This is a genomic window from Paenibacillus sp. FSL L8-0663 (assembly GCF_038008125.1).
Lineage (GTDB): Bacteria > Bacillota > Bacilli > Paenibacillales > Paenibacillaceae > Paenibacillus > Paenibacillus polymyxa_D.
On sequence record NZ_JBBOYM010000001.1, the window covers coordinates 3,714,103 to 3,741,086 of the forward strand.

The window sequence follows — 26,984 nt, forward strand, 5'->3', positions numbered from 1 at the left end:
TCAAAAAAGGCAGACCCCATAATAACAGTGGGTCTGCCTTTTTGTTTAAAACCAATCTTCCTGTATAACTTCCTCATTACGCCCCTCTATAGCTCCGCCTGACTCCAGGACAAGCGTTTCCGTTGCAGCCACAGCCTGTTCAATCAAGGCATTTAAATCCCGAATAGAGGCTTCAATCTTTTGAACAACCCACAAATTTGGATTGGTCGTTGGGGATTTAGGAACAAACAATGTGCAGCAATCTTCATATGGAAGGATGGATAAATCGTAGGTGCCAATTTGCTTAGCGATTTCCGTGATCTCCTGCTTATCCATCATGACGAGAGGTCGCAGCAATGGTAATTCTGTTGAACGGCCAATCACATTCATGCTGGATAACGTTTGACTAGCAACTTGACCCAGACTGTCACCCGTCACGAGTGCCAGCGCTCCTTCACGCTCAGCCAGCATCGTTGCAATTCGCAGCATAGACCGTCTCATTAGCGTTATAATCAGATTGTCCTGTCCAGTGCGCGTAAAGGCCGTCTGCACCTCTGTAAACGGTACAAGGTGGATTTTGATCCGCCCTGCATAGCCTGCTAATACCCTTGCCAATTCAATGACCTTTTCTTTCGCACGCTCACTTGTAAACGGATAGCTATAAAAATGTACACATTCAATTTCCAGTCCTCTACGCATGGAAGACCATCCTGCTACCGGGCTGTCGATTCCACCAGACAGCAGCAGCATAGCTTTACCGTTCGTTCCTAACGGAAAGCCCCCTACAGCCATAATAACATCGCTGAATATATAGGCCGCCTGCTCTCTGACCTCCACACGCAACTCAATATCTGGTTGATGCACATCGACCCTCAACGCTTGAAACTCTCGCAAAATAGGAGAACCAATTAAATGGTTCATCTCTTGTGAGGAATGAGCAAACTCCTTCCACACTCTGCGGGCATTTACCTTGAAAGTCGTTCCCTCGGCCACATTCAGCTCACGCATCAAAGCTACAGCGGTCTCAATTATAGCACCCAGCTCGACAGGAGCCATTTTGACAGGACTTATTGTCGTGATGCCAAACACTTTTTGTAACACTTGAATGATCTGTTCATAAGGCTCTCCTCCGAGTACCACATAAATCCGTCCAAATTCCTTCCGCAAAGAAGCGCCGGGAAACGGCTTGAGCAGCAGCTTCACGTGATTCAGTACTGCCTTTTCAAAACGAGTTCTATTCTTCCCTTTTAATGTAAATTCACCGAAGCGAAGTAACAGCATATCATAGTGCATTTTAACGTTTCCACCTTTCAAGGGATTCCAGCTTGGCTACAGCCTGTTGCAGTGCAAGTATAAGCTCATCGATATCCTGTTCCGTATGCTCGTCACCGAAGCTGATACGAATGCCGCCAGATGCTTCTGCCTCATTGCGGCCCATCGCCTGCAGCACCCGGCTGGGCTCGGCCAACTTCGAAGAACAAGCCGATTTGGTGGATACGGCCACACCTAGTTGCTCCAGCGTATGCAGCAGCACCTCGGCCTTCATACCCGGATACGAAAAGTGGACAATATGCGGTGCTTCCTCCCCGCTGTTTAGCCGCAGTTGAGGGATTGTCTGCACTTCTGCGACCACCCGTTCTCTCCACTCGGTCATACGTCGTGCTGTTTCTGCTTGTCGTTCGCCCGCTAGTCGTACCGCTTTGGACATACCAACAAGCAGTGGCACATTTTCCGTACCTGCACGAAAACCCTGCTCCTGAGAGCCGCCACTATGCAGTGGGAAAACCTCTACACCTTCCCGAACGAATAGTAGTCCAGCACCTTTAGGTCCACGCAGCTTATGCGCAGAGAGGCTGTACAGATCAGCCTGCCAGCCCCGGATATCAACCGGCAGCTTTCCAAACCCTTGTACACCGTCAATATGAAATAGAATACGGGGGAACTGTTTCTTCAGCGCAGCTCCGATATCATGCACCGGTTGCACCCTTCCCGTCTCATTATTGACATGCATAATACTGACTAAAATCGTATCTTTACGGACAGCGGCACAAACCTGTTCGGCGCTCACATGCCCTTCTGCATCGACAGGTAAAAATGTAACCTCAAAACCCAGATTTGTCAGTTGTCTGCAAGCTTCATACACAGACGGGTGTTCTGTCGATACAGTAACAATATGCTTGCCTCTGGTCTGATACTGCAAAGCTACTCCCTTAATAGCAAGATTGTTGCTTTCCGTTGCCCCAGATGTGAAGACAATCTCTGATGGATACACTCCCAAAGCCGCAGCACATACTTCGCGCGAACGCTTAAGCAACTTATCCGCATCCTCTCCATACCGATGCATCGAAGATGGATTGCCATAGTGGCGTCTCATGATCTCGGCAACGGTTGTAATCACCTCTTCAAAAGGCGGAGTTGTCGCGGCATAATCAAAATATTTCATTAAACTCCCCTTTCTACCCTACAACTGCTGCAACAAAAAAAGACCAAAACAGGGAAAGGTCGCTACATTATAGCGACACCCTTTCCCCATATTGACCCTGTTCTGCGGACCTAATCTAAATTGAAATTACGCACTTTTTTCGTTATAAGCTATAGGGCTTAGATCGTATATTTTTCACGTGCATTTTGAATCTTGTTAATATATCTTTGCGTTTCCAGCGGAAGCTTATCCAGTACAGACATTAACTGTTCATCACTACTTACACCAAGCCGCTGCACCCGTCCGGGACCTGCATTATATGCAGCCAGCGCCATATTTTCTTGTCCGTTAAAACGTTTAATCTGATAAGACAAATAACGAACTCCAGCATCAATATTTTGTCCAGGATCATACGGGTCACTGACTCCCAGACCTTGAGCCGTAGCATCCATAAGTTGCATAAGCCCTTTGGCCCCGGCCGAAGAAGTGACCGACGGATTGAATGAAGATTCCGTATCAATAACTGCTTTAATCAACGCTACTGGAACGCCGTATTTCTGACTAGCCTCGTTAATCAAATCATCATATGCCGTAGGTGTTGTAGGTCCGTCTGTTGCTGTGCTGGAAGGAGCGGGATACAATGACGAAGCCGTTCCCCTCGAAGGTCCCAATTGAAGCCAAAGCAAACCATTTTCGTCTCTGGTAACATCACTTGAATTTTCTCGAGTCACAGCACCATCTGTTTCCAACTGACCTACTTGTTCCAGTAATCCGGAAAAAGCGTCCGTTGTCCCCGTCTGGGTTGTAGCACTCATATTATTTAACAGCTGCATGTCTAACATGGATTTGGACACGCGCGGATCAATTTGCATGTGGTGTTCCCAACTTTCTATAGTTGTTATATCCCAAATAGCTTGTCGTTACTGCTATGATACAACTTTTTACTATGTACTTCCATACCTTTTAATGAAAAAAAGCTCCGTTTCTGTCGAAAAGACAGCGGAGCTTTATAGATCAGCTTAAATGTAATTATATCACTAAGATGATTTTTCTCGGATATACAAAAGAAAACTGTACTTTTTCCTCCAGCAAGGTCAGCGAACGAACGGGATAAAAGCAAAATAACTCAATGTCGCCAGCGCCCCAAGACCAATCGACCAAATGCCGGTCGTTTTGCTGCCATTCACATAAGCAAAAAAGCCTAAAACTGCAGCAATAGGCCCCAGAACAATGGACCACATAAACAATGAGGCAATTCCCGCAGCCAGACCAACATAGCCAGAAATACGACCACTATTGTTTATACCTTGCTCTTCACCCTTGACCTCATGTCGAGTCGCAACTGAGCCGGGAGCAACCTCTGCTGCATATTCCTCACGATCATTACGGCGCTTGGCAGATCGTTCATGAATGTGACGGGGGTAATCTACACGTTTGCGGCTAACATGCTCTTCATTCTGATGCTTGTCGTTTTCATGATCTTCCATAATAAACTGCACCTCCAAATGCAAAATGAATCGCGTAATAAAATTTACACGGACTTCGGTTTAAAAGTGTGGCAACAGGTTGCGGCTGACGTGTCGGCCTTATCACGTTCTTCTGAACTGAAGCTTTCCCCCGCATATTCTTCTTTAAATTTCTTTCCGGCATGACCATCAACTTCAATCATGATCAAATCTGCCTTGCACAAGTTGTTTTCTCCCCAATAATGACAATTGGCTACGCTACACTTAACGATTGGCTTGGCCTCTTGGCTCATGATCATCACCTCGGATTCATTGTCCCCCCGCTATCCCGCACCTATGCGTTTATGGTATATGGCAGTTGGTGACATACGAAAAAAGCCGCTTCCTTCACCTCCTCCAAAATGGCAGGAAGCAAGTAGAAAACGGCTTGCTTGTCTTGTTTTAGTTTTTGATTAGAAATGATCTTCCCCGTTGAATGCTTTATGCATGAGTACGGCGAGTCTGCATCCGGCGCTGAGTCAAATAGTCACTTTCATAATAAGTCAGATCATCACGCAATTCTTCAAAATTTTTCGTAATGTCCATGATCACTTCGCGAGCGGCTGGCACTGGCGTTTTACGGAAGCGGATAGCATCTTGCCCCGTATACGCATAACGTCCATCCTCTGCGTAAGTTTCATTTTTGGGATAAAAAAAGCTGTTCACGCAGTCATGGTAAACGTTATACAATGCCTTTTCCGCAAAATCGACGTCAAAATTGGCACGGCGTAAAGCCACACCCAACTTTTCATAAGATACTTCGGAAAAAACAAGGACATGACGGAGATCCGACAAAAAGCCTTTGTAAAAGAGCACGGACTCCTCATTGCCATCTGCAGCCAGTTGCGGCAGAGCATGCTCATTGAGGAATGTTTCCACCCGTTTCACGGCAGTTTTCAGTCTCTCCTGCGCCGACTCACATAATTTTTGTACGTTGACTGCTGACATCAAGGCAGCTCCCCCTTATTTGTTGCTTGTTCATCAATTTGGTTACCCGAAAATAGTCCCCTCTAACCGAAAGAGCTGTAATTTTCAGTATTTATCCTACCACAAATAAGCATTGAAAGGTATAAAAACATGCCAACCTCCTCACGCTAAACCATAAATTTATGAATTCTCAAGGAGGACGGTCCCATGTCTCGGCGAAAATGGTTAAAACCCCTGCTAGGAGCAGCTGCCGGGGTGCTTCTCATCACACTGATGCTGCCTTCCCGTGATCACCGCCATACACCGCAGCCCGAATATACGGCCAAGATGGTGCCACAGCAAGAGAAGCAACTCAAAAAAGGAATGTTGGCTTTGGACCTGTCCGCTACGGATACCCTCACACGCATGGATGCAAGGCAGGATATTCAGTACGTGATGCGGGAACTTGATGGTAAAACTGCTGATCAGAAAAGGGAATTTACCCGCACGCTACAGCAATCGCACAGTCATCTTCATACGTTACAGTGGATTCACACAAGCGACGGGAATACGAACACCTACACGGGCAGCAAAGCACAAACTCGTCTGCTCAGTCATCCTCAAATTAAAAGCAGCTTGGCTGCGGCTCGCCGTTCCGTCATGCAAAATAAATCCTACGAATCTGCTGCATTTCAGGCTGAAGGCGGTAAATATTTTGTCATGGCAGAACCATCGGCTGACGGAACATGCGGCGTTGCTGCTTTGGTCAGTCAGGAAGTATTGCGTGACGTGGAGAAGCATCAGCGGAAAAATTTGCGTTTGATTCCCTACCCAAAAGAAGGCAGCTACAAAATCGAATCCGTACATCCCGACACATTGCACGATATTACTGTCAAGACGGGCCACGACAACGAAAATGCAAGCCATTATTTTGAAAATGAAATTGTCGTTCGCTTCCGTCATAATCCTGATTCACAACAACTGCAGGAAATTGCAGCAGATTTACACTGTGCGCCAGGCCGCAAGCTTGGTTATACCTATGTATTTCATTCGGATAAGATGAACTTTAAGGAGCTAAAGCAATATTTTTCAAGAAAGTGGAACCCGCTTTATACGGAACCTCACTATATGTATCTAACCAATGAGAGCACACCTATCAAAGCGGACAGCTCTATTCCCAATGATTTGCTCTTTTCCCGCTATCAATGGAATCTGCCGGCAACTGAAACCAACCGAGGTTGGAAATTAAGCAAAGGCAGCAAGGACGTAATTGTCGCTGTCGTAGATACGGGAGTAGATTTGGATCACCCCGACCTAAAAGGTCAAATCCTTTCAGGTCATAACGTGGTAAACCCGTCTGAAAAGCCTTATGATGACGTCGGTCATGGAACGCACGTCGCCGGCATCATTTCTGCCCTCGTGAATAATGGTGAGGGGGTCGCTGGCATGACATGGTACAACAAAGTCATGCCGATCAAGGTACTTGACCAATCCGGCTCCGGCACGACTTACTCGGTTGCAGAAGGTATTATCTGGGCAGCTGATCACGGTGCCCAGGTTATCAATTTAAGTCTGGGCAATTACGCACAAGCTGAATTTTTGCATGATGCGATCAAATACGCCTATGATAAAGATGTCGTATTAATTGCAGCCACAGGCAATGACAATACGGAACGGCCTGGGTATCCAGCAGCGTATCCTGAAGTGTTTGCCGTTTCCGCTACAGATTCTTCTATGCACCGTGCATCCTTTTCTAACTATGGAGATTATGTAGACGTCATGGCTCCAGGTGCAAGTATTGCCAGTACGTACCCAGGGAATCAATATGCTGCACTGTCGGGCACTTCAATGGCCAGTCCCCATGTATCAGCACTTGCTGCCCTGATTCGATCCGTTAACCCCGATCTGACCAACAAAGAGGTTATGGATTTAATGAGAAGCAGCGTAATTGACTTGGGCACACCAGGGCATGACAAATATTTCGGGTATGGTCAAATTGATGTGTATAAAGCGTTGAAAGCAGCACAACGTCCATATGTTCCTTTGCAATTCTATCCACAGCATTTAAGTGACAAGTTAAAATCTATTTTGAAGAAACTGGAAACGTAAGATTCCTTATTGGAAAAAAGCAGCCATGTTGCTCCATGGCTGCTTTTTTGGGCTTTATTAACGCTTGGAACTGCTGCGAACAGGACGCTTGCTATGACTGCGAGTATGACAGCAAGGTTCTCCAGGATCCTTTATACTCACCGGAAATACGTGATGTGGTACAGGTACAATGTGCGTCTGATTAACAATCTCAATTGGATGAACCACAGGCACGACTTGTGGGAAAAATTGATGATTTACAAATTGGATCGGCGGGCACACGATCGGGTCGTAAGGGCAATGACTCATAATGTGCAACTCCTTTCGGTGAATTAGTACAGCATATTAAGAAGGCATGTGCTGTGCTTGGATGTTTACCCCCTAATACAAATATCCCTTATAAAATAGGCTTCCGTTCAACAATGACCGAATGATCAAGCAGTTCGCCCAACAAACGGCACAGTTTGTGAAGACCTGTTATAAGTGTTTCCTTGTCCACATACGAAAAAGAAATACGGATATGATTACTGTCCATACCACCTGCATAGCACACTGCACCAGGTAAAAAGGAAACGCCTTCTCGATCAGCCAGCCGCTCCAATTCTGGAATATCAACATTAGGAGGAAGCTTAATCCACACATTTAAGCCGCCTTCGGGAGCATACCAGCTAACCTCTGGCGGAGCATAGCGCTGGAGCGTATACAATGCGACTGTCAACCGATCCCGCATTTGTTCCCGCAACCAGACAAGATGTCGATCAAGACGGTTCCTGATAAAGGGCAATAGCGCTTTTTGCGTTAATAGAGGGCTCCCCAAATCCGTAGTAGACTTGGCAGCCACCAAACGATCCATTACACTGCCAGTGGCCGCTACACAAGCTATACGGCAGCCGGGAGCAACGGTTTTGCTAAAGCTTTTGATATATATCACATGTCCGGATTGATCATGTGCCTTGATAGAGAGTGGCGGCTTTGTTTTATAGTAGAGGTCAGAAAATGGATCATCCTCAACAATGAGGCAATGATAACTTTGAGCTAGATCCAATAATTGTGTGCGTCTGGCCGTCGTTAAAGTTACTCCGGTAGGATTATGAAAGGTGGGTATCGTGTATATCAGTTTTGGGGGATGAGTATCACAAAGACGCGTGAGGATATCGATCCGCATGCCCTGCTCATCCATCGGAATCATAATTACTTTGGCACCACGACTGGTAAATACATCAATGGCCCCCGTATATGTAGGAGCCTCCATGTAGACAACATCTCCAGAACCAACGAAAGTACGTGCCACCAGGTCAATGCCCTGTTGGGCACCACTGGTCACGAGCAGCTGTTCTGCAACAGTGCATAGGCCACGTTCGTTCAGGTGATCTACAAACACTTCCCTCAGCGCTAAATCACCTTCAAAAGTACCGTATGCTGCCATTGCATCAGGATTTCCAGAGGATAGACGTTGAGTATCAGCGATGATTTCGCGTGTAGGAAGAAGCTCCGGTTGAATTGCTGCTATATGAAAAGAATAGGGAACCTGTCTGCTATGGTTAAAGTTTCTCCATAACTGTGCGCGTGGCAAATAATCGATCAGCGACATTTGCCATGACAAATCCTGCGCTCCCTCACGTTGAACAGCTACCGAAGGCTCTGCTACATAGCAACCTTTTCCCTGTGTACAGGTAACCAGATTAATAGACTCCAGCTCAGCATATGCCTTGCTTACAGTTACGGGACTTACCGCAAGCAAACTGGACAAATGACGGACAGAGGGAAGCTTTGTGCCCTGAGGCAACAGTCCAGACTGGATGCGATCTGCTAATGTTTTGGCAATCTGTAAATATAATTTAACACTGCTATTGCGGCTGAGATCAATATGCATCGGAACCGTCCCCTCCAAAAATCAACTGTTACATTTAGACGTTTACTGTTATACTTCATTATCGATATAATACAACAAATTTCATAGTACAGTATAGAACACAGGAGATGATTGGATTGGAACACAAATTTTCGGGTATGGCTCGTACTCAGGGCTCGTCCATGGTAAGGGACATTTTAAAGCTGACACAGGGAACAGATGTGTTATCTCTGGCAGGCGGCCTTCCTGCCGATGCCTTTTTCCCCATCGAAGCTGTTGCTAAAGCCTATGAGCAGGTATTTCGCCTCGGCGGTACTACCGCTCTTCAATACGGCCTAACCGAGGGCTACATTCCTCTACGGGAACGTCTTGCAGCAATCATGTCATCCCAAGGCATCTCCGTCACCAGAGATAACATCATCATGACGACGGGCTCACAGCAGACCATTGATCTGGTTTCGCGTGTATTGCTCGATCCGCAGGATACTGTATTGGTGGAGTCCCCTACTTATTTGGCAGCTCTTCAGGTATTTAATTCCTATGGTGCCAACATTGTAAGTGTAGATACAGACTCTAACGGTATGCGATTAGAAGATCTTGAAGCCAAGATCAAAAAACATCAGCCTAAATTCGTGTATGTCATCCCAACCTTCTCCAACCCGGCAGGAAGTGTTTGGAGTATGGAACGAAGAACAGGCGTTGTTGAAATATGCCGTAAATACGGCACTTTGATTTTTGAAGATGATCCTTACGGACGTCTTAAATTTGACGAAAACCTTAACTTTCCATCCCTTTTCTCAATCGATCAACAGCTAGGTGGAGACGGTCATGTGATGTACACTTCTACATTCTCCAAAACCGTCGCTCCTGGTGTTCGATCTGGTTGGCTGGTAGCTAATCAAGCGATTGTCGTTAAAGTCGCCAATGCCAAACAATCTGCCGATCTGCACTCCAGCAGTATTGATCAACGTGCTTTGAATGAGTTATTGGACTTTTTTGACTTGGACGGACATATTCGTACTGTGTCTGCTGAGTACCATACTCGTATGCTACGTCTCACGTCGCTGATGAAAGAACGCCAATGGGAAGGAATCACCTGGAATGATGCACTTGGCGGTATGTTTATGTGGGTTACTTTACCCGAGGGATTCCGTTCTGATCGGTTGCTGCAACTCGCAATTCAGGAAGGAGTGGCATTTGTGCCTGGACAAGTCTTCTATGCTGACCTAAGTGGCAGCAACCATATGCGAATCAACTTCACGCATACGGATCCTTCCTTGCTTCCAAAAGCAGTTGACCGATTGGATCGGGCACTGAAGATGTACACAGAGGAAAGTGTTGTAAACAGCGTGCGATGATGGAGTTGGCAGGACACGTACGTGAGGCCGCTTCACGAATCATTTGATTTTACGATCGCTGTTCCCTCTGATTCGTTTGGAATTTGAATAGCATGTTGGAATCTGGGACAAAGATGTACGCCTCGCCTCTGTAGATTCAAATGCGTTTGCTACGCTGACTACGTGCCTCATTCTCGAACGGTTTTACGGTAGAGAAGTAAAAATTAGGATGAAAGCCCACAGTAATTATGCTGGGGGCTTCATTCTAAGAATGCACTATATCTGCGTAAGTACGGTATGTTAAAAAGGGTGTGCCATCATTCCCACAGGAATATGACACACCCTTTTTAATTCAATAAATACATTTGGATTAAAGGCTTTCATGCAAACAGGTCATTTACAAAAGTTAAATTCATACTTTTTAAGGTGTTGCAGTGGGGAAAGTTTTCCGTAAGCCGGGTTCTGTGCTATTCGTGGTACAGACGGGAACTACCCTCCCACTACAAGCGACAATCATCTATCTAGGCCGAACATTGCTATCCAGCTCCAGCGACCAACCTAGACACGCCTCGGGCTAAGGCTGCTTCGCGAAGAAGCTGTGTCCCATTAGGTCTTGCTCCAGATGGGGTTTACCAGGAACGAAGTCACCAGCGTTCCTCGGGGTCTCTTACACCTCGGTTCCATCCTTGCCTGTGCCGCAAGCGGCCATCGGCGGTCCATTTCTGTGGCACTATCCTTCAACTCGCGCTGACTGGACGTTATCCAGCATCCTGCCCTATGGAGCCCGGACTTTCCTCTCGCGGCTTACGCCACCAGCGATTGTCTGTCAAACTTTCCGAACAACATTACATAGTATACAGGGAACGCGCGCATGATACAACCCTGAAAATATTGTAAAACGTATAGATCTCTGTTTACTTGCCCAAATAAAACGGATGTACCTTTCTCTGCAATGAATCATCCGCCACATAATAAGCAGACCTTCCCACGTATAGCGGGATAGAAAGCTTACTAAAATCAGGAACGTCCTCATCTAGGAACAGTTCATCATCTCGGTAGGTCTGCTGTATTTCACCGACGATCCAATCATGATCTCCATAGGTATGAATATCCACGACTTTACACTCATAAGCAAGATAAGCCTCCAGCAATATAGGCACATTGACTGAAATTCCATCCTCATATGCAATGCCAAACTGCTGAAACTTATCTACATCTTTACCACTAAAGGTACCTACAGCCTGAATCCATTCCGATCTGTGCGCAGGCAGAAACTGAATACCAAAGCCTCCGCTTTTCTCGATCAGTCCGTGAGAATATGTTTCCTTCCTCAGTGAAATGCCATACATGCCCGGTGATGATCCGATATAGGTATGCCAGCCTGAGGCCATTACATTATTTTCCCCCTCATAGCGGGAAGTAACAACAGCGACCATGCCTGGATAGGCATGAATTGCAGAATCAGCTATCAGCGTCCGCATAGAACCTCTCCCTACGAAAAAAATAATAGAGCATCTTCATTTTCTCATAGATGTTGATATTTTACAAAAATTGAAAAGGTTCGGTTTCTACCTGAGATACATGTACTTCCGTTGAATAACGACCTTCTACCAAGCGTTTGCGCATCCATTCTGCGGTTTTAGGCTTCATAATCTTTTCAGCATTATGTCCAGGGTCAATAATAGCAATCCCCGCCATCAGGGCATCGTGAGCCGTGTGATAGTCAATATCCCCTGTGACCAATACATCAGCACCTTTGAAAAGCGACTTATTCACATAGCGGCTGCCTGAGCCCCCAAGCACGGCTGCCTTTTTGATCATACGGTCCAAGTCGCCCACCACACGTACATGCTCCACGTTGAGGCCATTTTTCACAACATCGACAAACTCCCGTAGCGTGCGAGTTTCCTTAAGCTTGCCCACCCGTCCCAAACCAAAGGAACGGCCCTGCAAATCCATGTGATACAGGTCATAAGCCACCTCTTCATAAGGATGAGCCTTCAGCATCGCTTGAACAACTTTATTGCGTACACCCTGCGGTACAATGGTCTCAATACGAACCTCTTCACTACGTTCCATTTTACCCTGCTCACCCAAAAACGGCTGTGTGCCTTCACCCGGCACAAAAGTTCCATAGCCGTCAATGTTAAAGCTGCAATGGCTGTAGTTGCCGATATGTCCAGCTCCCGCCCCCAGTATGGCATCCAGTACCCGTTGATGATGTGTTTTGGGTACGAAAACAACAAGCTTGAATAATTGCTCGGTGTGAACATCCTCAAGCGTACCTTCACTTTGAATACCCAGTGCTTCTGCCATCCAGTCATTCATGCCGTCCTCAGCTGTATCCAGATTCGTATGACTGATGTAGACAGCAATATCATTCTTGATCAGTTTTTCATACAATCTACCCGCAGGCTGATCTGTGTTCAAAGCTTTAAGTGGGCGGAATATAATCGCATGATGCGCAATAATGAGGTCAGCTTTTATGCGGAGTGCCTCTTCGACAACCTCATCATTAACATCTAGGGCTACTAATATGCTTTTGATTTCCTTTTGCAGACTACCCAGCTGAAGCCCGATTCTATCGTCCGGAACTGCCAAGTATTTCGGAGCCAGCTGCTCCATATAGCTAATTACTGTCTGTCCTTTGGCAAACATGCAAGTACCTCCTCTAGCTGTTCAATTTGCTTGCGCAATTGCTCCCGCTTATGCTGTGCGGATTCCTGATCTGATCGTGCCACTTGTGCCAGCACATCCTCAAGCTTGCGAATCTCCAATTTCCATTTATAAAAAAAGATTTCATTCGGTGCTTTGACCAATAGTGGTCCGAGTTGCATCAACAAATCCGGTGTCAGTACCAGCGAACTATCGGGAATTTTCCATGGTTGATACAGCGCATCCTGTTTCAGTGGGCTTACCGAATCAGGTACTGCCGTCAGAATCTCATATATTTTCCCGTCTTCTTCCATAATATGTTCACTTGTTAGTACCCATTGATGTTCGATGAGCCAACGGCGTAAGATATCCTCTCCTACGTTAGGCTGTAGAACAAGTTGTTTCACTGAAACAAGCTTGTCTTTCCCTTGCTCTAAAATGGTAGCGATCAAGGCACCACCCATCCCGGCTATCGTAATAACATCAACTTCATCGACCTTAATTACAGCCAAGCCATCTCCCTTTCTAACCGCAATGCGATCCGTGAGACCTGCTTCGGCCACCTGCTTTTGAGCCGCACGCAACGGTCCATCATTGACTTCACCCGCCACAGCTTGCGGTACTCTGCCACTACGCACTGCGGCCACGGGGAGTAGTCCATGATCCGAGCCAATATCCGCAAGTCTGCTCCCGGCAGGTATTTGTTCCATAATATATTGTAATCGTTGAGAAAGTTTCATAACGTCACCCACGTAATCCATTTTTTTCGAGTCCAAAATAAAATTCCAACAACAAATGCCAACTTCAGTATGCTGTAAAACACCACATCTCCCGCCGCTTGATGGCGCAGGATAAACGTGTCTGCTTCAGCCATGAATGCTAGTGTCATGCCTATAGCGAAATAAACCAAAGCGAGACGCGGAAAGCGGCGATGTACCCACCAGCTTAACCAGATCAACAATACTGCGTGCAAAATCCAAAATGCCTCAAGCATCACTAAAGTTGCTGTAGGCCAGTAGCGGCCTATAAGGATCGCGTACACTAAAAGTAGCCCAGCAATGCCACAGTAATGAAGCAAGCTGATCCGCAAAGTTAATCCCACAAGACACCATACCACACCGCATAGGCCTACGAGCAAAAGAAACCAAACCTTAGCTTCACCTTGATGGAGCTGAATGATCCATACACCCGAACCCAACATAATCGCACTGCCTAAAGTGCTCAACATCGCACTCATACTCTTTTCAGAAGACCGCCAAAATGCGGCCACTCCATAGCAAATCGTAGTAACTGCACTCGCCGAGAATATTTGCATTGCCAACGGAAAAGCGGTAAAATAAAAACCGATCAAACAAATGCAGGAAATAATGACAAAACCAAGAAGCCAGGCGATCCCATGCCCGTGTCTAAGATATGTAAGCAGCCCGGTGTTGTTACGGTTCTGGCTCTGCGACGGATCTTCGTCCTCCCGATACAGGTTAGACAAAAAATCGCAATATTGCTCAGGGAGCAGCCGACTTCGCCGCCAATGCTCAATTTCATGTAACAGTATTGCCCGCTTTTTCTCCTGGTCCAAGCTTCTTCCCCTCCACCAAGACTGCCATGAGATAAAAAAAGACCTCCTGCGCGCTTCAAGCCGCAGAAGGTCCGCAATGTAACGCTTCTATTCGAGGAAATCCTTCAGTCGCTTACTGCGGCTTGGATGGCGCAACTTACGTAGCGCTTTGGCCTCAATCTGACGAATACGTTCACGTGTAACACCAAACACTTTACCCACTTCTTCAAGGGTTCTGGTTCTTCCGTCGTCCAAACCAAAGCGGAGACGCAAAACATTCTCTTCCCGTTCGGTTAACGTATCCAGTACATCCTCGAGCTGTTCCTTTAGAAGTTCATAGGCAGCCGCATCTGCAGGCGCCAACGCTTCTTGATCCTCAATGAAATCCCCCAGATGTGAGTCATCCTCTTCACCAATTGGTGTTTCCAATGAAACCGGTTCTTGGGCAATTTTCATAATTTCCCGTACTTTTTCCACGCTCAGCTCCATTTCGGCAGCCACTTCCTCGGGCGTAGGTTCGCGCCCCAGCTCTTGCAACAGTTGACGCGATACGCGAATCAGCTTGTTGATCGTTTCCACCATATGCACCGGAATACGGATCGTTCTCGCCTGATCGGCTATCGCGCGCGTAATGGCCTGACGAATCCACCAGGTTGCATAGGTACTGAATTTAAAGCCTTTTTCGTAATCAAATTTTTCTACTGCCTTAATCAAACCCATATTACCTTCCTGAATCAGATCCAGGAAAAGCATTCCGCGACCAACATAACGTTTGGCAATACTTACAACCAGACGCAAGTTCGCTTCTGCCAACCGGCGCTTAGCTTCTTCATCGCCGTTATTGATCCGTTTGGCAAGCTCCACCTCATCATCAGCAGAAAGCAACGGTACACGACCGATTTCTTTCAAGTACATCCGGACTGGGTCATTAATTTTAATACCGGGAGGCAGGCTCAGATCGTCATCGAAATTAAAATCATCCCCATCATTGTTTTCCGGGTCGTCATTTTGACGCAATCTGGTAACTTCTTCGTCGTTGTCATTCACAACCTCAATCCCCAAGTCACCCAGCTGCTCATAAAACTCATCCATTTGCTCGGGGTCCTGATCAAACGGCGATAGTTTTTCCATGATATCTTTGTAGTTCAGAGAAGAACTTTTTTTACCCAACTCAATCAGTTGATCTTTAACCTGATCCAGTGTTAGTTCCGTCTCCAGTTCAGTATGCTGATCATTCGCCATCTTTCGACTCCCTCCTCCCTAGAAACATCCGACCTCTGTGTGTTCATTGTCTCTCTAGGGCTATAATCTCACTTGCAATTTGTGCTGCGCGCAGAAAGTCACCTAAGCGCTCAGCGGCTCTCATTTCTTCCCTCTTCAAATCCAGTTGCTCCTGCAATGGAAATTTTCGCACTTGATGAATATAATCATCCAAAATGTGCGGTGCCCATACGCCTGGAGCATCCATCATCATGATCGAACTTACGTTCTTCTCCAGTCGGTCGTCTTGCAAAGATGAAATAAAACGGCTTGTATCCGGTAACTTCCCTTGCGCGTAATAGGCATATAGATAAGCAGCAATTGCTGCATGATCCTCAATATTAAAGGCGTCGCCCAGATGCTTTTCTACATACTCTGCAGCTTCTAAATCCTGCATCATCCAGTGAAGCAGTCTGCGTTCAGCCACATGGTAAGCCGGCAACAGATTAGGTGTGGAGACCTGCCCTTTTTTATGCCTACCATTATTCCACCCATTTTCGTTATTATCCCCAAAGTTCTGTTTTTTTTGCAGGGATTGACGCAGTAAATTGCATTCTTGCTTCAAGGTTTCAAAATCCACCTTGACTTCGGCTGACACTTCGCGCAGATACACTTCCCGCTCGGTCGGGGATGACAGAGGTGCAATGACATTTAATGCTTCGCGGGAATACGCGATTCTTCCTTCTTCCTCTTGCAGTATATGGTTTTTTTTCAGATATATAAGCTTAAATTTCACCGTTGAAACAGCACTTTCGATAATTTGGCGCTGGAATCGTTCGCCGCCGTATTGCCGGATAAAATCATCCGGGTCCATACCGTCACTGACCAGCGCTACTTTCACGTGAAGCCCCGCATTTTCCAACAGCGGAAAATTTTTAAGCGCAGCAGCTTGTCCTGCCCGGTCACCATCATAACAAATAATGACCTCGTCGCACAGTCCTTTTAACATCGTAGCATGGTGCTCTGTTAGAGCAGTGCCCATGGCGGCCACCCCATTTTGTACGCCAGCTTCCCATGCCGAGATGACATCACCGTAGCCTTCAAAAAGAACACTTTGGCGAAGCTTGCGAATTGAGGTTTTAGCATGATGGAGATTGTACAGCGTTCGGCTCTTGTTGAATAGCTTGGTCTCCGGTGAATTCAAATACTTCGGCTGTCCCTCACCAAGTATACGGCCTGCAAAGGCAATAACTTTTCCGTTGCGATTCCAAATGGGAAACATGATACGATCTCTGAATCGATCCACATATCCATCACCCTCATGCCGGGGAGAAATAAGCCCTCCCTTTTCCATCTCCACGGGATCAAAAGAACGCTTATCCAGAAACTGAACGATTGTATCCCATCGGTTGGGTGCATAGCCAATTTGAAATTGATCAATGATCTTGTCACTGAATCCTCGTGAGCGCAAGTATTCCATAGCTGGTTTGCCGTGCTCCGTATTTTTAAGCAAAAAATGGTACATCTTAGAAGTTAACTCATACGCTTGCAACAGCCTGTCCAACTCAGGATGCTGATGCGATGAATCACGTCCCTGCCATTCGCCGAGCGGGATATGACTTTCTTCTGCCATTGTCCTGACAGCTTCGGGAAAGGATAGTCCTTCGATTTCCATCATAAACTTGATGGCATTGCCTCCCGCGCCGCAGCCGTAGCAGTAAAAAATCTGACGATCCGGTGTCACGGTGAATGAAGGGGTTTTTTCGGAATGAAAAGGACAGAGGCCTTTCATATATTTCCCCTGCTTGGTCAAATGCACGTACTTGCTTACCGTATCTACAATATCATGATGTTGTAAAACTGACTCAATGATATCGTCCGGTATGTTACCTTGTCCGGCACTCATATTAACCACCTTCATCTCTTTAGCACGTAAATATAATTCGATACCGTTACTCATTCTCCTGCAAGCGAAGTAAAAGTTTTGTCAGTTTATGTTGAAAAACTTCACGATCCTCTAATGAAAACGGTTTAGGGCCTTTTCCATAACGTCCTTTTTTCCGTTCTTTGGCAGAAGTATGACGTCGGTCAAGCATGAAATCTATCGAATCGTTTCGATACATAGCTCCGCGAAAAGACATCACTTCACAACCTTTTGCCAAGGCAAGTGCAGCAAGACCATAATCATTGGTGGTTACAATATCTCCACGGCGGATATGATTGGCAATATAGAGATCGGCACTTTGGTCGCTTCGGTCTACTTTAACGACGCTTACACCTTTGCTGCCCTGAATGAGATGATCATATGAAGATACCATAATAACCTCAATATGAAAACGGGAAGCTATCTCCGCAATTTCACTTTTAACAGGACAAGCGTCCCCGTCAACAACGATCCTCACACCCAGTAAAGTTCCGGTTCCCCCCATAAGCATCCCCCATCCGCATTCGAGTAAAATACGGAACGGCTGCAAGATTACTCTTACACCGTTCCGTATATTTATACCCATTTTTTCAAGTTGTTCATACTACCACAACTGACGTTTAAACTACAAGCTTGGAAAAATCGGCAAAACGCTTCAGTTCTGAGTCAATAACAGCCAGCAATGCCAAACGATTATTACGAACAGCGTCATCCTCAGCCATAACCATAACGGAATCAAAGAACGCCGTTACCGCAGGGGTAATGGATGAAGCTAGCGCTAACGCCCGTGTCGCATCACCTTCCTGTAGAGCTACGCTGTAAGATTCATAAGCGCTATACCATGCTTCGTAAAGCGTTTTTTCGCCTTGTTCCGTAAACTCACCCGTATTAACTGACTTATGAACTGCTTTAGCAGCCAGATTACCTACACGATTAAAGGATTCAACTGTTGCTTTGAATACCTCACCTGTTTGTACGGCAGTCATTAACGCAGCTCCGCGGTTAACAACGGAAGCAACGTCGTCATATCCAGCTGCAAGCACAGCATCCACAACGTCATAACGAAGTGTCTCAGACAATAGTTTCTTCACGCGTAATCCAAAAAACTCATGTAATTCTTTACGTATTTCATCCGCGGAACGTTTCATATTTCCAAGGTTGCTGTGCACATCGAGCGCGATATTGAACACATCAGACAACGTAGCTGAAAGCTTACGATCCAACAAAATCTGCACAATACCTGCTGCCTGGCGACGAAGCGCGTAAGGGTCCTGTGAACCTGTTGGAATAATACCGATGGAGAAGCAGCCTGTAATAGTATCTATCTTGTCTGCGATACTTACAATCGCTCCAGCGTTCGTTGAAGGAACCGTTTCTCCTGCATAACGCGGCTGGTAATGCTCAAACACCGCTCTGGCCACTTCTTCCTTCTCTCCAGCCTTACGAGCATAATCCTCACCCATTACACCTTGCAGTTCCGGGAACTCATATACCATTTGTGTTACCAGGTCAAATTTACAAATATCCGCTGCTCGACTAACCGATTCCTGTGTATCTGGAGAAACGCGAAGCTTCTCTGCCAGAGCATCAGCAATGCGGCGAATCCGGCGTACTTTGTCTCCAACCGTTCCCAGCTCTTCGTGGAAAACGATACTTTCCAGTTTGGAGAGTGCATCCTTAATTTCCAGCTTCTGATCTTCTTCATAAAAGAATTTGGCATCAGACAGCCGCGCACGCAATACTTTTTCATTCCCTTTAGCAATGACTTCCAGCGATTGACTTCCTCCGTTACGTACCGTAACAAAATATGGCAGTAGCTCTCCTGTGCGATCCAGCACTGGGAAATAGCGTTGATGTTCACGCATGGAAGTAATGAGTACATCCTTCGGAATGTTCAGGAACGCAGGATCAAAACCTCCGAACAGTACTGTTGGGGTTTCCACCAAATACAGCACTTCTTCCAGCAAATCATCTTTTACCGCAATCGTCCAATCTTTTTCGGCAGCCAGCGCTTCAATCTGCTTCACGATAAGCGATTGACGTTCCTCAATGTCCACAATGACATGCTGCTTGCGAAGCACTTCAACATAGTCAGCTGGACTTTCTACTACGGCATCCTGTCCAAGGAAACGATGCCCTCTTGTCACGTTTCCTGACTGCACGCCGGCAATCTCCAAATTAACAATATCGTTACCAAACAAGGCAATCAACCAGCGGATCGGACGAACAAATTTAAAGTCATAACTCGCCCAGCGCATAAATTTTGGGAATGTCATGGCATGTAAAATGTGCAATAAACCTTCGGACAGTACATCCGCCGTTGGAACACCTATGCTGCTCTTAGTTGCGTAAATATATTCCACGCCTCCAAGCTCCTTGAACGTGAACTGTTCAGGATCAACACCTTGGCTGCGAGCAAAGCCCAGTGCAGCCTTGCTCCAGTTACCAGCTTCGTCTAGTGCGATTTTGCGGGAAGGACCTTTAACCTCTTCGTTAATATCTTCTTGCTTCTCCGCTACTTCCTTCACAAGTACCGCCAAACGGCGAGGTGTAGCATAAGCCTCTACAGCACCATAAGCAATACGCGAGCTGTCAAGCCACGCCGTCATACGCTGCTTCAACTGCTGAATCGCATTCGGGATAAAACGTGCAGGGACTTCTTCCAATCCGATCTCAAACAATAAATCCTTAGACATTTGCCGCACCTCCTTTCTTCAACAGCGGGAAGCCCAGCTTCTCGCGCTCCTCCAGATAGGTCGCAGCCACCTGACGCGCCAAATTACGCACTCGTATAATAAACCCAGTCCGTTCCGTCACACTGATCGCTCCGCGAGCGTCCAGCAAGTTGAACGCATGAGAACATTTCAGCACATAATCATAGGCTGGAAATACAAGATGCTGCGCCATCGCTTTATTTGCCTCTTCTTCGTACATATTGAAAAGAGTAAAGAGCATTTTGACGTCAGATACTTCGAACGTATACTTGGAATGCTCAAATTCAGGCTGGTGGAAGACATCACCGTACGTGATTCCGTTGACCCACTCCAAATCGAACACATTCTCCTTGTCCTGGATGTAGGAAGCAAGACGCTCCATACCGTACGTGATTTCTACGGCAACCGGACTGGCATCAATACCGCCCACTTGCTGGAAATAGGTAAACTGGGTAATTTCCATACCGTCCAGCCATACTTCCCAACCTAAGCCCCACGCTCCCAACGTCGGTGCTTCCCAGTTGTCTTCAACGAAACGAATATCATGCTCCAGAGGGTTAATGCCTAAACGGCTCAAACTCTCCAAATACAATTCCTGAATGTTATCCGGCGAAGGCTTCAAAACGACTTGGAACTGATGATGCTGATACAGGCGATTTGGGTTCTCACCATAACGTCCGTCTGACGGACGACGAGAAGGCTCAACATAAGCTACATTCCACGGCTCAGGTCCGATCGAACGTAAATACGTCATCGGGTTCATCGTGCCTGCCCCTTTTTCCGTGTCATACGGCTGTACAATAATACAGTTGTGTTCAGCCCAAAATTGTTGCAGCGTTAAAATCATCTGCTGAAAATTCATTGGTACACGCTCCCTTTCCACTTCTCTCAAATGTTGGTGATTTCTTCTCATTAAGCTCGTATGTACAGGGCTATTTTATCCCAAAAGCCTTGCTAGAGACAGCAAAAAGCCCCCGCCTCTACGCCTGTACAGACGTAGGGACGAGAGCTGACTCCCGCGGTTCCACCCTACTTGATTGCGATCCTATATCACCAATCAGATCGTAATCCTCTTTTCCGTGTCCAATCAGACGCTCCCGAGTGCCTTGTTCACGAAGAATTCCCGCTGGGCTTACACCGTCCCCAACTCGCTAATAACAGAGAATACATCCCGCTACTTTCTCGTTCAATGCATCTGCTCCCGAAGGAGATATATAGTAGGATATTACACGGTTTCAGCAATACAGTCAAGGGATTAGGGCGTTTCACATATCGTACTTGTCGAGCTGATCCAAAAAATTGCGGGATTTTAGCTTGACCTCCAACTGCATATCCATGAACTGACGCATGACATGTTTGATCTCCAGCTTAGTGGAGTCCTTCACGTCAATGTTGCCGAGCCGATTCAAATCCATTCTGGCGAACAAGCGCAGCAACTTCAGTGTACGTGGAGTCACGCTTAATGCAGCTGGATCAAAATGCTTGTAGCTCCGACACAAAACTCCGCCCAGCCTCGGACTGACGAACATATCCTCATCAGCACATTGTTGACCACTTGAAATACATGCATCAAGCTGAGGAGCATATCCGGCCGCCTGCAATATTTTAAATTCATAAATACTCATGACAATCAGCGGATCTTTGCCACTCTCCAGCGCCTCCAAACATGCTTTAAGCTGCCTAAACCAGAATGCACCTGTTTCCTCATCCTGTAACACCCGATCGAGTAATTCACAAGCATAAGAAGCGTAAGCAGCCTTAGTAATATCCTCGCGTAATGTATGGTGGGATTGGATGATTTCACCGGCATTCAACGTGCCTAAGCCTGTGTTTCGAAAAAAAACGAATTCACCGTACGTAAACGGCTGCGTTAAAGCAGCGTGACGGCTTTTGGACTTTTTTGCACCTCTGACCAGCACGCCTGCTTTACCTCCGCTTTCGGTGCAAAGCGTAATAATTTTGTTCCCCTCACCGTAATCCATGCTGCGGATGACGATTCCTTCCACCCTGTAAAGCATGCCTCTTCCCCCAAACATTCGCGAAGAAGCCAGTGGCTTGTACTATTCACGGGCTTCTTCATGCTCGTCCGACTCTCCTTCATCCGTATCTTGCTCCCTTGTCATGGCGCTCTCCCGGTATAACAGATACGCACCGACATCTCCAGTCATCGCAAAATACTTCCACGAAAAATCTCGCAATCGTATTCATCCTCTCTTCGGAAATGACGTTTGCATCTCAAAATTAGGATGATGCGAAGAGAAGGGAAGTATGCGATGAAATAAATGGATTGCGTTAAAAAAGGCTGCTGTATGTAGAATGGAATACGCTTCGCAAATGATTTGATCTTACGATCGCTGTTACCCCCGAATTTATTTGAATGTAAAACATACAAAGGGTTAAATTCGGGGGTAAAGGCGAACGCTATCGCTTCTTCAGATTCAAATCCTTCGCTCCGCTACATCGTGCATACAAGGCCTTTTTTAAAGCACACCTATTTCATCGCTGGAAGAAAAGGATAAAAAGAGCAAGAAGTTAAGCGCCGCACATACGCGGCGCTTTAAATGATCAGGAGACTATTACTATCTCAGCCAAGAGATCGGGACGGCTTTTTTATGATGCTTACTACAACTATACATATTTATTTAATATCAATTTTTAACCTCAATAAACCCTTGAACTAAAGTGACGTAGAATTGAGTTCTGTTTTTAAGCGTCGCGATGAAAGCCAAGGTCACGAAGGACGCGTTCCTGGTTGCGCCAGTCTTTTTTGACCTTAACCCAAAGTTCCAGGAAAATCTTGGAGCCTAACAGGTTTTGGATATCCTGGCGTGCCTGTTTGCCCACTTCTTTGAGCATGGCTCCCTGTTTGCCGATAATAATCCCCTTCTGGGAGTCACGTTCTACAAAAATAACAGCCATAATATGCACTACACCATTATCCTGCACTTTCATGTCTTCAATCATAACCGCAATAGAATGGGGTACTTCCTCACGTGTCATATGCAGAATTTTTTCACGCACCAGCTCGGCAATGACAAACTGTTCTGGATGATCGGTAATTTGATCATCCGGATAATATTGCGGACCTTCTGGTAAGTATTTTTGCACCTGCTCCAGCAGGGTGTTTACATTGTTGCCCATTTTGGCCGAGATGGGTACGATTTCTGCAAAGTCGTACAACTTGCGATACTGCTCAATCAGGGGTAACAATGCTTCTGGCTCAATACGATCAATTTTATTCAGCACCAAAATAACTGGCGTTTTTACTTGTTTAAGCTGTTCCGCAATAAAACGGTCGCCACCGCCTAGACCTTCAGCAGCGTCAATAAGAAAAAGTACCGCTTCTACTTCACCCAACGTATTAAAAGCAGTCTGATTCATGTAATCGCCTAATTTTGACTGACGCTTATGAATCCCGGGTGTATCCAAAAATACAATTTGCGTGTCCTCTGTAGTAAATACGCCGTGAATTTTGTTGCGTGTAGTTTGTGGCTTGTCTGACATAATGGCGATCTTCTGCCCAATGACGTGGTTCATCAGTGTTGATTTTCCGACATTAGGTCTGCCAACAATTGCGACAAAGCCTGATTTAAAGTGTTTCTTAGCCATTTCATTTCCTCCAGCGCGATTAAGCACCTATTTTATTTTGGTTTTTCCATTAAAACAGCGAACTAATTAACGTCAACATAGGCCTATAAAACACAAATATACCAATAATTACAGCAAAAACCGCTGCCAGGAGCACGGCTCCGGCGGCGGTGTCTTTAGCCGCTTTGGCCAGCGGATGAATATCAGGTGAGATGAGATCCACCGCTGCTTCAACAGCGGTGTTGAACAGTTCGGCTACAATGACTATAGCGATAGCCACGCAGACGAATAACCAGTCGAGCCGGGAGATGTGCAGAGTTAAGCCTGCTACAATGACAAGGAGCGCCACGGCCACATGTATCCGCATATTTACTTGCGTACGCAGAGCGTACATCACGCCTTCTGCCGCATAGCGAAAAGTCATTCTCCAAGGCTGACGTCTCATTACCTTGTCAACCCCGCTTGAGCCAGTACAGCTTCCTGTTTGCCCATCATTTCAGCTTCACTCACATCATCCTGATGATCATAGCCTAACAGATGAAGAAAGCCGTGAACAAACAAAAAACCGATTTCACGCTCAATCGAATGTCCGTATTCTTCACTCTGAGCTTGCGCTGTTTGTACAGAGATTATAATATCCCCCAAAACATCAGGTACATCATTCAATGAATTTTCATCATTCGGTTCGTAAATAATTTCAAGCTCTTCATCCAGTGTTTCCTTCATAGCAAAAGACAACACATCGGTGGGACGATCAATTCCCCGATAGTCCCTGTTCAACTCATGAATTTGCTCATCATTAACGAAGGTAAGGGCTACCTCACCGTCAGTGACTCCTTCCACTTTGCCTGCCTCCTCTAATAAGGTGTTCAGCAGCGTAATCAAGGATTCGTTAATTACCATATCGTTTTGTTCATTATTCCAAGCTAATTGAAGGCCCATGCCAACCGCTCCTTTTAATTCTAGTGCTCTAACCGTACTTCATGCACAAGTTATATTAAGCTTTTCCGTTTTCAGACTTGGGCCTTTCCTCCGGATACTCAATACGGGAATGAAAAATCCCCATTACTGTTTCCTTGAGGGTTTGAGCCACGATATCAAGCTCCCGCATGGTCAGCTCGCAGTCGTTGAATTGGTGATCATCAAGACGGCTCTTAATAATTTTCTCAATCATGGATTCCACTTGTTCCACTGTCGGCTTCCGTAAGGAACGAACTGCTGCCTCCACGCTATCAGCAATTCCCACCACAGCAGACTCTTTAGACTGAGCCTTCGGTCCCGGATAACGGAAATCATCCTCCGTGAAGTCAGGCTCCACCCCCCGCTCTTCAGCTTCGCGCAACGCCTTGTGATAAAAATAGTGTAAGAATGTCGTTCCGTGGTGCTGCTCGGCAATGTCGCGAATGGGCTTGGGTAGCTTGTAATCCAATTGCATTTCCACGCCGTCACGAGCATGGGCGATAATGATGGATTTGCTCAGCTTGGGCTCTATTGTATCATGTGGATTTTCCAACCCATTTTGATTTTCAATGAAGTACGAAGGCCTCTTGGTTTTACCAATATCATGATAATACGAACCAACCCGGCACAACAAGCCGTTTGCCCCTATAGCCTCCGCTGCGGCCTCTGACAGATTACCCACCATTACACTATGATGATACGTTCCCGGTGTCTCCGTAAGCAGCTTGCGGAGCAATGGATGATTGGGATTTGACAGCTCAACAAGCTTCAGTGCCGACAAGATACCAAAGGTAGACTCAAAAAATGGCATTAGCCCAATAACAAGTATTGCTGTTATCAGACCACCTGCAAAAGCAAAAGCTACCCCATAGAGCGTCGTCGTTTGAGTCCAATTCCCTTGGTCAATCAGTGCCAGAGAAAAAACAGACAGGGCACCGAACAGGCATACCATAATCGCCCCTTTGAACAGTGTTGAACGCTGGCTGGCTCGATGAGTAGAGAAAATCGCTGCCAGACAGACCACAATAGCAAAAAATCCAAAATTAAAGTCGAAAATTTGTCCCTGACGGACATTCAAAATAACACTTGCCAATATACTGAATATAACGGCACATACGAAAGCCAACGACATATCAAGCAACAGCGTTACAAGCATAGCTCCAAGCGCGATAGGCGCCAGATAGCCGAGATAGGAACGTTCATTGTTCTGCAGTATGGAAATTAACATCATTGCTCCAACTGTTATCACAAAGATTAATACTAGCATGAGCAACTGCGCATTATTATACTTGAAGTTTCGTGTTCGTGATTGAAATTGACGAATATACATAAACAGGCCCAATGCCAGCATCATAGACAGCATCAGCAGTCCAAATTGTGGCCAATAATTGATTTTATCCTTGAGCAATTCATTTTCATCAAGCAGTGTATAGATTTCCTGGGTAATAATCTCACCCTTCTTGACGAGTACTTCACCCTGTTTAATGTAAACCGTCGGTGTATCTTCACGAGCCTGTACCTTTGCGTCCTTCATAGCTGTATCATCATAAAACTTGTTGGCGGTAATCACAAGCCTTGCAAGTTCCTGAACAACCTCCCGTGAAGTACGCTTAGTAAGCGAGCTTGTACTAACCCGCTCAGCTACTTTCGCTCGGGCTGTCTGAGCATCCGTAATTTGATCATTCATCAACCCTGTCACAATCTCACGGGCAACAGGCCGCATTTCAGCAATATCCTCAGATGTAAGGCGCGGAATTTTAATGAATGTCTCCTCTGGAATTCGGTACGTTTGCTCTTTCGTTTTTTCCAGCACTTCATCCAGCAACTTATCTGGGTAGGCATCCGCATTACGGCTGTTATTCACAAAATTTTGTACAAATTCCCGTGCACGTTGCGGAATCTCATCCTTATAAATCGAAATCTTATCTGCTCTGGAGACCTGGTCATCCTGATTGAGCCGTTCAATTCGATCCAAAATACCAGTAATCAGGTTATCGTTGCGAACGGGCACAATGGTATACATGGGCTGCACACGTTCAGCTGATTCCTCTTGAGCCTTCAAAGTCGCCTTACTGTTAGGAAGCTGCATCGGGGCGACAATTTCCTTTTCACTCGGTTGATTTACCCGAATATCATAACGCTCGGGAAGCAGCTTGGACGCAAAGCCTACATAAAAAAGAACCACCAAAAATAAAAACAGAAGATAGCGTGTCGCCACGCTATACTTCCATCCATTCATTCTATGCTGGAACGTTTTCCCTTTAGATAATTCCTTCGAGATCATCTAAAACAATCCCTC

25 protein-coding genes and 1 other RNA gene are annotated in these 26,984 nt (G+C 46.1%); 2 read left to right on the forward strand and 24 right to left on the reverse strand.

All coding sequences use genetic code 11. The features are described 5' to 3' along the window. Positions 1-45: 45 nt before the first annotated feature. The 6 genes from thiI to MKY75_RS16235 all read right to left on the reverse strand — a co-directional run bounded on the left by thiI (position 46) and on the right by MKY75_RS16235 (position 4,854). Positions 46-1,272, reverse strand: coding sequence for a tRNA uracil 4-sulfurtransferase ThiI (gene thiI / locus MKY75_RS16210; protein WP_209949506.1), 1,227 nt, complete (start codon positions 1,270-1,272; stop codon positions 46-48). A gap of 1 nt (position 1,273) precedes the next feature. Next, positions 1,274-2,422 (reverse strand): cysteine desulfurase family protein, encoded by a 1,149-nt coding sequence (locus MKY75_RS16215; RefSeq protein WP_165149077.1) that lies wholly within the window; start codon positions 2,420-2,422, stop codon positions 1,274-1,276. 158 nt (positions 2,423-2,580) lie between these two features. Next, on the reverse strand, positions 2,581-3,273 hold the full coding sequence (locus tag MKY75_RS16220; protein WP_318627858.1) for a lytic transglycosylase domain-containing protein: 693 nt from the start codon (positions 3,271-3,273) through the stop codon (positions 2,581-2,583). Positions 3,274-3,495: 222 nt separating this feature from the next. Next, positions 3,496-3,888 carry a hypothetical protein gene (locus MKY75_RS16225; protein ID WP_318627857.1) on the reverse strand — a complete coding sequence of 131 codons (393 nt, stop codon included), beginning with the start codon at positions 3,886-3,888 and terminating at the stop codon, positions 3,496-3,498. A 44-nt stretch (positions 3,889-3,932) separates the two neighbouring features. After that, on the reverse strand, positions 3,933-4,160 hold the full coding sequence (locus MKY75_RS16230) for a DUF1540 domain-containing protein (protein ID WP_029517777.1): 228 nt from the start codon (positions 4,158-4,160) through the stop codon (positions 3,933-3,935). Between the two features lie 187 nt (positions 4,161-4,347). Beyond that, entirely contained in the window at positions 4,348-4,854 is a 507-nt protein-coding gene (locus MKY75_RS16235; protein ID WP_069010271.1) for a YpuI family protein, read from the reverse strand. Positions 4,855-5,040: 186 nt separating this feature from the next. Between MKY75_RS16235 and MKY75_RS16240 the strand changes: the two genes are divergently transcribed. Beyond that, positions 5,041-6,921, forward strand: a complete 1,881-nt coding sequence (locus tag MKY75_RS16240; RefSeq protein ID WP_340885936.1) for a S8 family peptidase — start codon at positions 5,041-5,043, stop codon at positions 6,919-6,921. A gap of 57 nt (positions 6,922-6,978) precedes the next feature. Here MKY75_RS16240 and MKY75_RS16245 read toward each other — a convergent pair whose 3' ends face one another. Then, positions 6,979-7,209 (reverse strand): hypothetical protein, encoded by a 231-nt coding sequence (locus MKY75_RS16245; RefSeq protein WP_080658632.1) that lies wholly within the window; start codon positions 7,207-7,209, stop codon positions 6,979-6,981. A gap of 88 nt (positions 7,210-7,297) precedes the next feature. Continuing rightward, entirely contained in the window at positions 7,298-8,773 is a 1,476-nt protein-coding gene (gene pdxR / locus MKY75_RS16250; protein WP_029517780.1) for a MocR-like pyridoxine biosynthesis transcription factor PdxR, read from the reverse strand. Positions 8,774-8,889: 116 nt separating this feature from the next. Between pdxR and MKY75_RS16255 the strand changes: the two genes are divergently transcribed. Then, a complete protein-coding gene (locus tag MKY75_RS16255) occupies positions 8,890-10,110 on the forward strand; it encodes an aminotransferase-like domain-containing protein (protein ID WP_029517781.1) in 1,221 nt (406 codons plus the stop codon). A gap of 415 nt (positions 10,111-10,525) precedes the next feature. Here the strand turns inward: MKY75_RS16255 and rnpB are convergent. The 16 genes from rnpB to MKY75_RS16335 all read right to left on the reverse strand — a co-directional run bounded on the left by rnpB (position 10,526) and on the right by MKY75_RS16335 (position 26,969). Next, positions 10,526-10,924, reverse strand: an RNA gene (gene rnpB / locus MKY75_RS16260) — RNase P RNA component class A. 79 nt (positions 10,925-11,003) lie between these two features. Then, positions 11,004-11,570, reverse strand: coding sequence for a flavin reductase family protein (locus tag MKY75_RS16265; RefSeq protein ID WP_029517782.1), 567 nt, complete (start codon positions 11,568-11,570; stop codon positions 11,004-11,006). Between the two features lie 61 nt (positions 11,571-11,631). Continuing rightward, a complete protein-coding gene (locus MKY75_RS16270) occupies positions 11,632-12,747 on the reverse strand; it encodes a Nif3-like dinuclear metal center hexameric protein (protein ID WP_165149059.1) in 1,116 nt (371 codons plus the stop codon). Then, positions 12,723-13,484 carry a tRNA (adenine(22)-N(1))-methyltransferase gene (locus tag MKY75_RS16275; protein WP_029517784.1) on the reverse strand — a complete coding sequence of 254 codons (762 nt, stop codon included), beginning with the start codon at positions 13,482-13,484 and terminating at the stop codon, positions 12,723-12,725. The genes MKY75_RS16270 and MKY75_RS16275 overlap by 25 nt, the downstream gene beginning before the upstream one ends. Further along, positions 13,481-14,320 (reverse strand): hypothetical protein, encoded by an 840-nt coding sequence (locus MKY75_RS16280; RefSeq protein WP_340885939.1) that lies wholly within the window; start codon positions 14,318-14,320, stop codon positions 13,481-13,483. The genes MKY75_RS16275 and MKY75_RS16280 overlap by 4 nt, the downstream gene beginning before the upstream one ends. 87 nt (positions 14,321-14,407) lie before the next feature. Then, positions 14,408-15,541 (reverse strand): RNA polymerase sigma factor RpoD, encoded by a 1,134-nt coding sequence (gene rpoD / locus MKY75_RS16285; protein WP_007431230.1) that lies wholly within the window; start codon positions 15,539-15,541, stop codon positions 14,408-14,410. Positions 15,542-15,584: 43 nt separating this feature from the next. Continuing rightward, positions 15,585-17,459 carry a DNA primase gene (gene dnaG, locus MKY75_RS16290; RefSeq protein WP_029517786.1) on the reverse strand — a complete coding sequence of 625 codons (1,875 nt, stop codon included), beginning with the start codon at positions 17,457-17,459 and terminating at the stop codon, positions 15,585-15,587. Further along, positions 17,452-17,928, reverse strand: a complete 477-nt coding sequence (locus MKY75_RS16295) for a YaiI/YqxD family protein (protein ID WP_029517787.1) — start codon at positions 17,926-17,928, stop codon at positions 17,452-17,454. The genes dnaG and MKY75_RS16295 overlap by 8 nt, the downstream gene beginning before the upstream one ends. 115 nt (positions 17,929-18,043) lie before the next feature. Then, positions 18,044-20,119 (reverse strand): glycine--tRNA ligase subunit beta, encoded by a 2,076-nt coding sequence (gene glyS / locus MKY75_RS16300; protein ID WP_340885942.1) that lies wholly within the window; start codon positions 20,117-20,119, stop codon positions 18,044-18,046. Then, a complete protein-coding gene (gene glyQ, locus MKY75_RS16305) occupies positions 20,112-20,999 on the reverse strand; it encodes a glycine--tRNA ligase subunit alpha (protein ID WP_023989480.1) in 888 nt (295 codons plus the stop codon). Before glyQ ends, glyS begins: the two co-directional genes overlap by 8 nt. Positions 21,000-21,402: 403 nt before the next feature. Then, a complete protein-coding gene (gene recO / locus MKY75_RS16310) occupies positions 21,403-22,155 on the reverse strand; it encodes a DNA repair protein RecO (protein ID WP_340885943.1) in 753 nt (250 codons plus the stop codon). Between the two features lie 42 nt (positions 22,156-22,197). After that, positions 22,198-22,335: a YqzL family protein gene (locus MKY75_RS16315; RefSeq protein ID WP_080658633.1), complete on the reverse strand. Its 138-nt coding sequence runs from the start codon at positions 22,333-22,335 to the stop codon at positions 22,198-22,200. A gap of 508 nt (positions 22,336-22,843) precedes the next feature. Further along, entirely contained in the window at positions 22,844-23,746 is a 903-nt protein-coding gene (gene era, locus MKY75_RS16320; RefSeq protein WP_029517791.1) for a GTPase Era, read from the reverse strand. A gap of 49 nt (positions 23,747-23,795) precedes the next feature. Next, a complete protein-coding gene (locus MKY75_RS16325; RefSeq protein WP_025722122.1) occupies positions 23,796-24,170 on the reverse strand; it encodes a diacylglycerol kinase family protein in 375 nt (124 codons plus the stop codon). Further along, positions 24,170-24,667: an rRNA maturation RNase YbeY gene (gene ybeY / locus MKY75_RS16330; protein WP_029517792.1), complete on the reverse strand. Its 498-nt coding sequence runs from the start codon at positions 24,665-24,667 to the stop codon at positions 24,170-24,172. The genes MKY75_RS16325 and ybeY overlap by 1 nt, the downstream gene beginning before the upstream one ends. 55 nt (positions 24,668-24,722) lie before the next feature. Further along, positions 24,723-26,969: an HD family phosphohydrolase gene (locus tag MKY75_RS16335; RefSeq protein ID WP_340885945.1), complete on the reverse strand. Its 2,247-nt coding sequence runs from the start codon at positions 26,967-26,969 to the stop codon at positions 24,723-24,725. Positions 26,970-26,984: the final 15 nt, after the last annotated feature.

Excerpts from the sequence above, each read along its gene's own strand:
- rpoD (WP_007431230.1), bottom strand. The coding sequence starts at position 15,541 with ATGGCGAATGATCAGCATACTGAACTGGAGACGGAACTAACACTGGAT.
- pdxR (WP_029517780.1), bottom strand. The coding sequence starts at position 8,773 with ATGCATATTGATCTCAGCCGCAATAGCAGTGTTAAATTATATTTACAG.
- MKY75_RS16215 (WP_165149077.1), bottom strand. The coding sequence starts at position 2,422 with ATGAAATATTTTGATTATGCCGCGACAACTCCGCCTTTTGAAGAGGTG.
- era (WP_029517791.1), bottom strand. The coding sequence starts at position 23,746 with ATGGCTAAGAAACACTTTAAATCAGGCTTTGTCGCAATTGTTGGCAGA.
- ybeY (WP_029517792.1), bottom strand. The coding sequence starts at position 24,667 with ATGGGCCTTCAATTAGCTTGGAATAATGAACAAAACGATATGGTAATT.
- MKY75_RS16270 (WP_165149059.1), bottom strand. The coding sequence starts at position 12,747 with ATGTTTGCCAAAGGACAGACAGTAATTAGCTATATGGAGCAGCTGGCT.
- recO (WP_340885943.1), bottom strand. The coding sequence starts at position 22,155 with ATGCTTTACAGGGTGGAAGGAATCGTCATCCGCAGCATGGATTACGGT.
- MKY75_RS16225 (WP_318627857.1), bottom strand. The coding sequence starts at position 3,888 with ATGGAAGATCATGAAAACGACAAGCATCAGAATGAAGAGCATGTTAGC.
- MKY75_RS16220 (WP_318627858.1), bottom strand. The coding sequence starts at position 3,273 with ATGCAAATTGATCCGCGCGTGTCCAAATCCATGTTAGACATGCAGCTG.
- MKY75_RS16335 (WP_340885945.1), bottom strand. The coding sequence starts at position 26,969 with ATGATCTCGAAGGAATTATCTAAAGGGAAAACGTTCCAGCATAGAATG.
- MKY75_RS16245 (WP_080658632.1), bottom strand. The coding sequence starts at position 7,209 with ATGAGTCATTGCCCTTACGACCCGATCGTGTGCCCGCCGATCCAATTT.
- MKY75_RS16325 (WP_025722122.1), bottom strand. The coding sequence starts at position 24,170 with ATGAGACGTCAGCCTTGGAGAATGACTTTTCGCTATGCGGCAGAAGGC.
- MKY75_RS16230 (WP_029517777.1), bottom strand. The coding sequence starts at position 4,160 with ATGAGCCAAGAGGCCAAGCCAATCGTTAAGTGTAGCGTAGCCAATTGT.
- MKY75_RS16235 (WP_069010271.1), bottom strand. The coding sequence starts at position 4,854 with ATGTCAGCAGTCAACGTACAAAAATTATGTGAGTCGGCGCAGGAGAGA.
- glyS (WP_340885942.1), bottom strand. The coding sequence starts at position 20,119 with ATGTCTAAGGATTTATTGTTTGAGATCGGATTGGAAGAAGTCCCTGCA.
- MKY75_RS16275 (WP_029517784.1), bottom strand. The coding sequence starts at position 13,484 with ATGAAACTTTCTCAACGATTACAATATATTATGGAACAAATACCTGCC.
- MKY75_RS16240 (WP_340885936.1), top strand. The coding sequence starts at position 5,041 with ATGTCTCGGCGAAAATGGTTAAAACCCCTGCTAGGAGCAGCTGCCGGG.
- thiI (WP_209949506.1), bottom strand. The coding sequence starts at position 1,272 with ATGCACTATGATATGCTGTTACTTCGCTTCGGTGAATTTACATTAAAA.
- MKY75_RS16295 (WP_029517787.1), bottom strand. The coding sequence starts at position 17,928 with ATGGGGGGAACCGGAACTTTACTGGGTGTGAGGATCGTTGTTGACGGG.
- glyQ (WP_023989480.1), bottom strand. The coding sequence starts at position 20,999 with ATGAATTTTCAGCAGATGATTTTAACGCTGCAACAATTTTGGGCTGAA.
- dnaG (WP_029517786.1), bottom strand. The coding sequence starts at position 17,459 with ATGAGTAACGGTATCGAATTATATTTACGTGCTAAAGAGATGAAGGTG.
- MKY75_RS16265 (WP_029517782.1), bottom strand. The coding sequence starts at position 11,570 with ATGCGGACGCTGATAGCTGATTCTGCAATTCATGCCTATCCAGGCATG.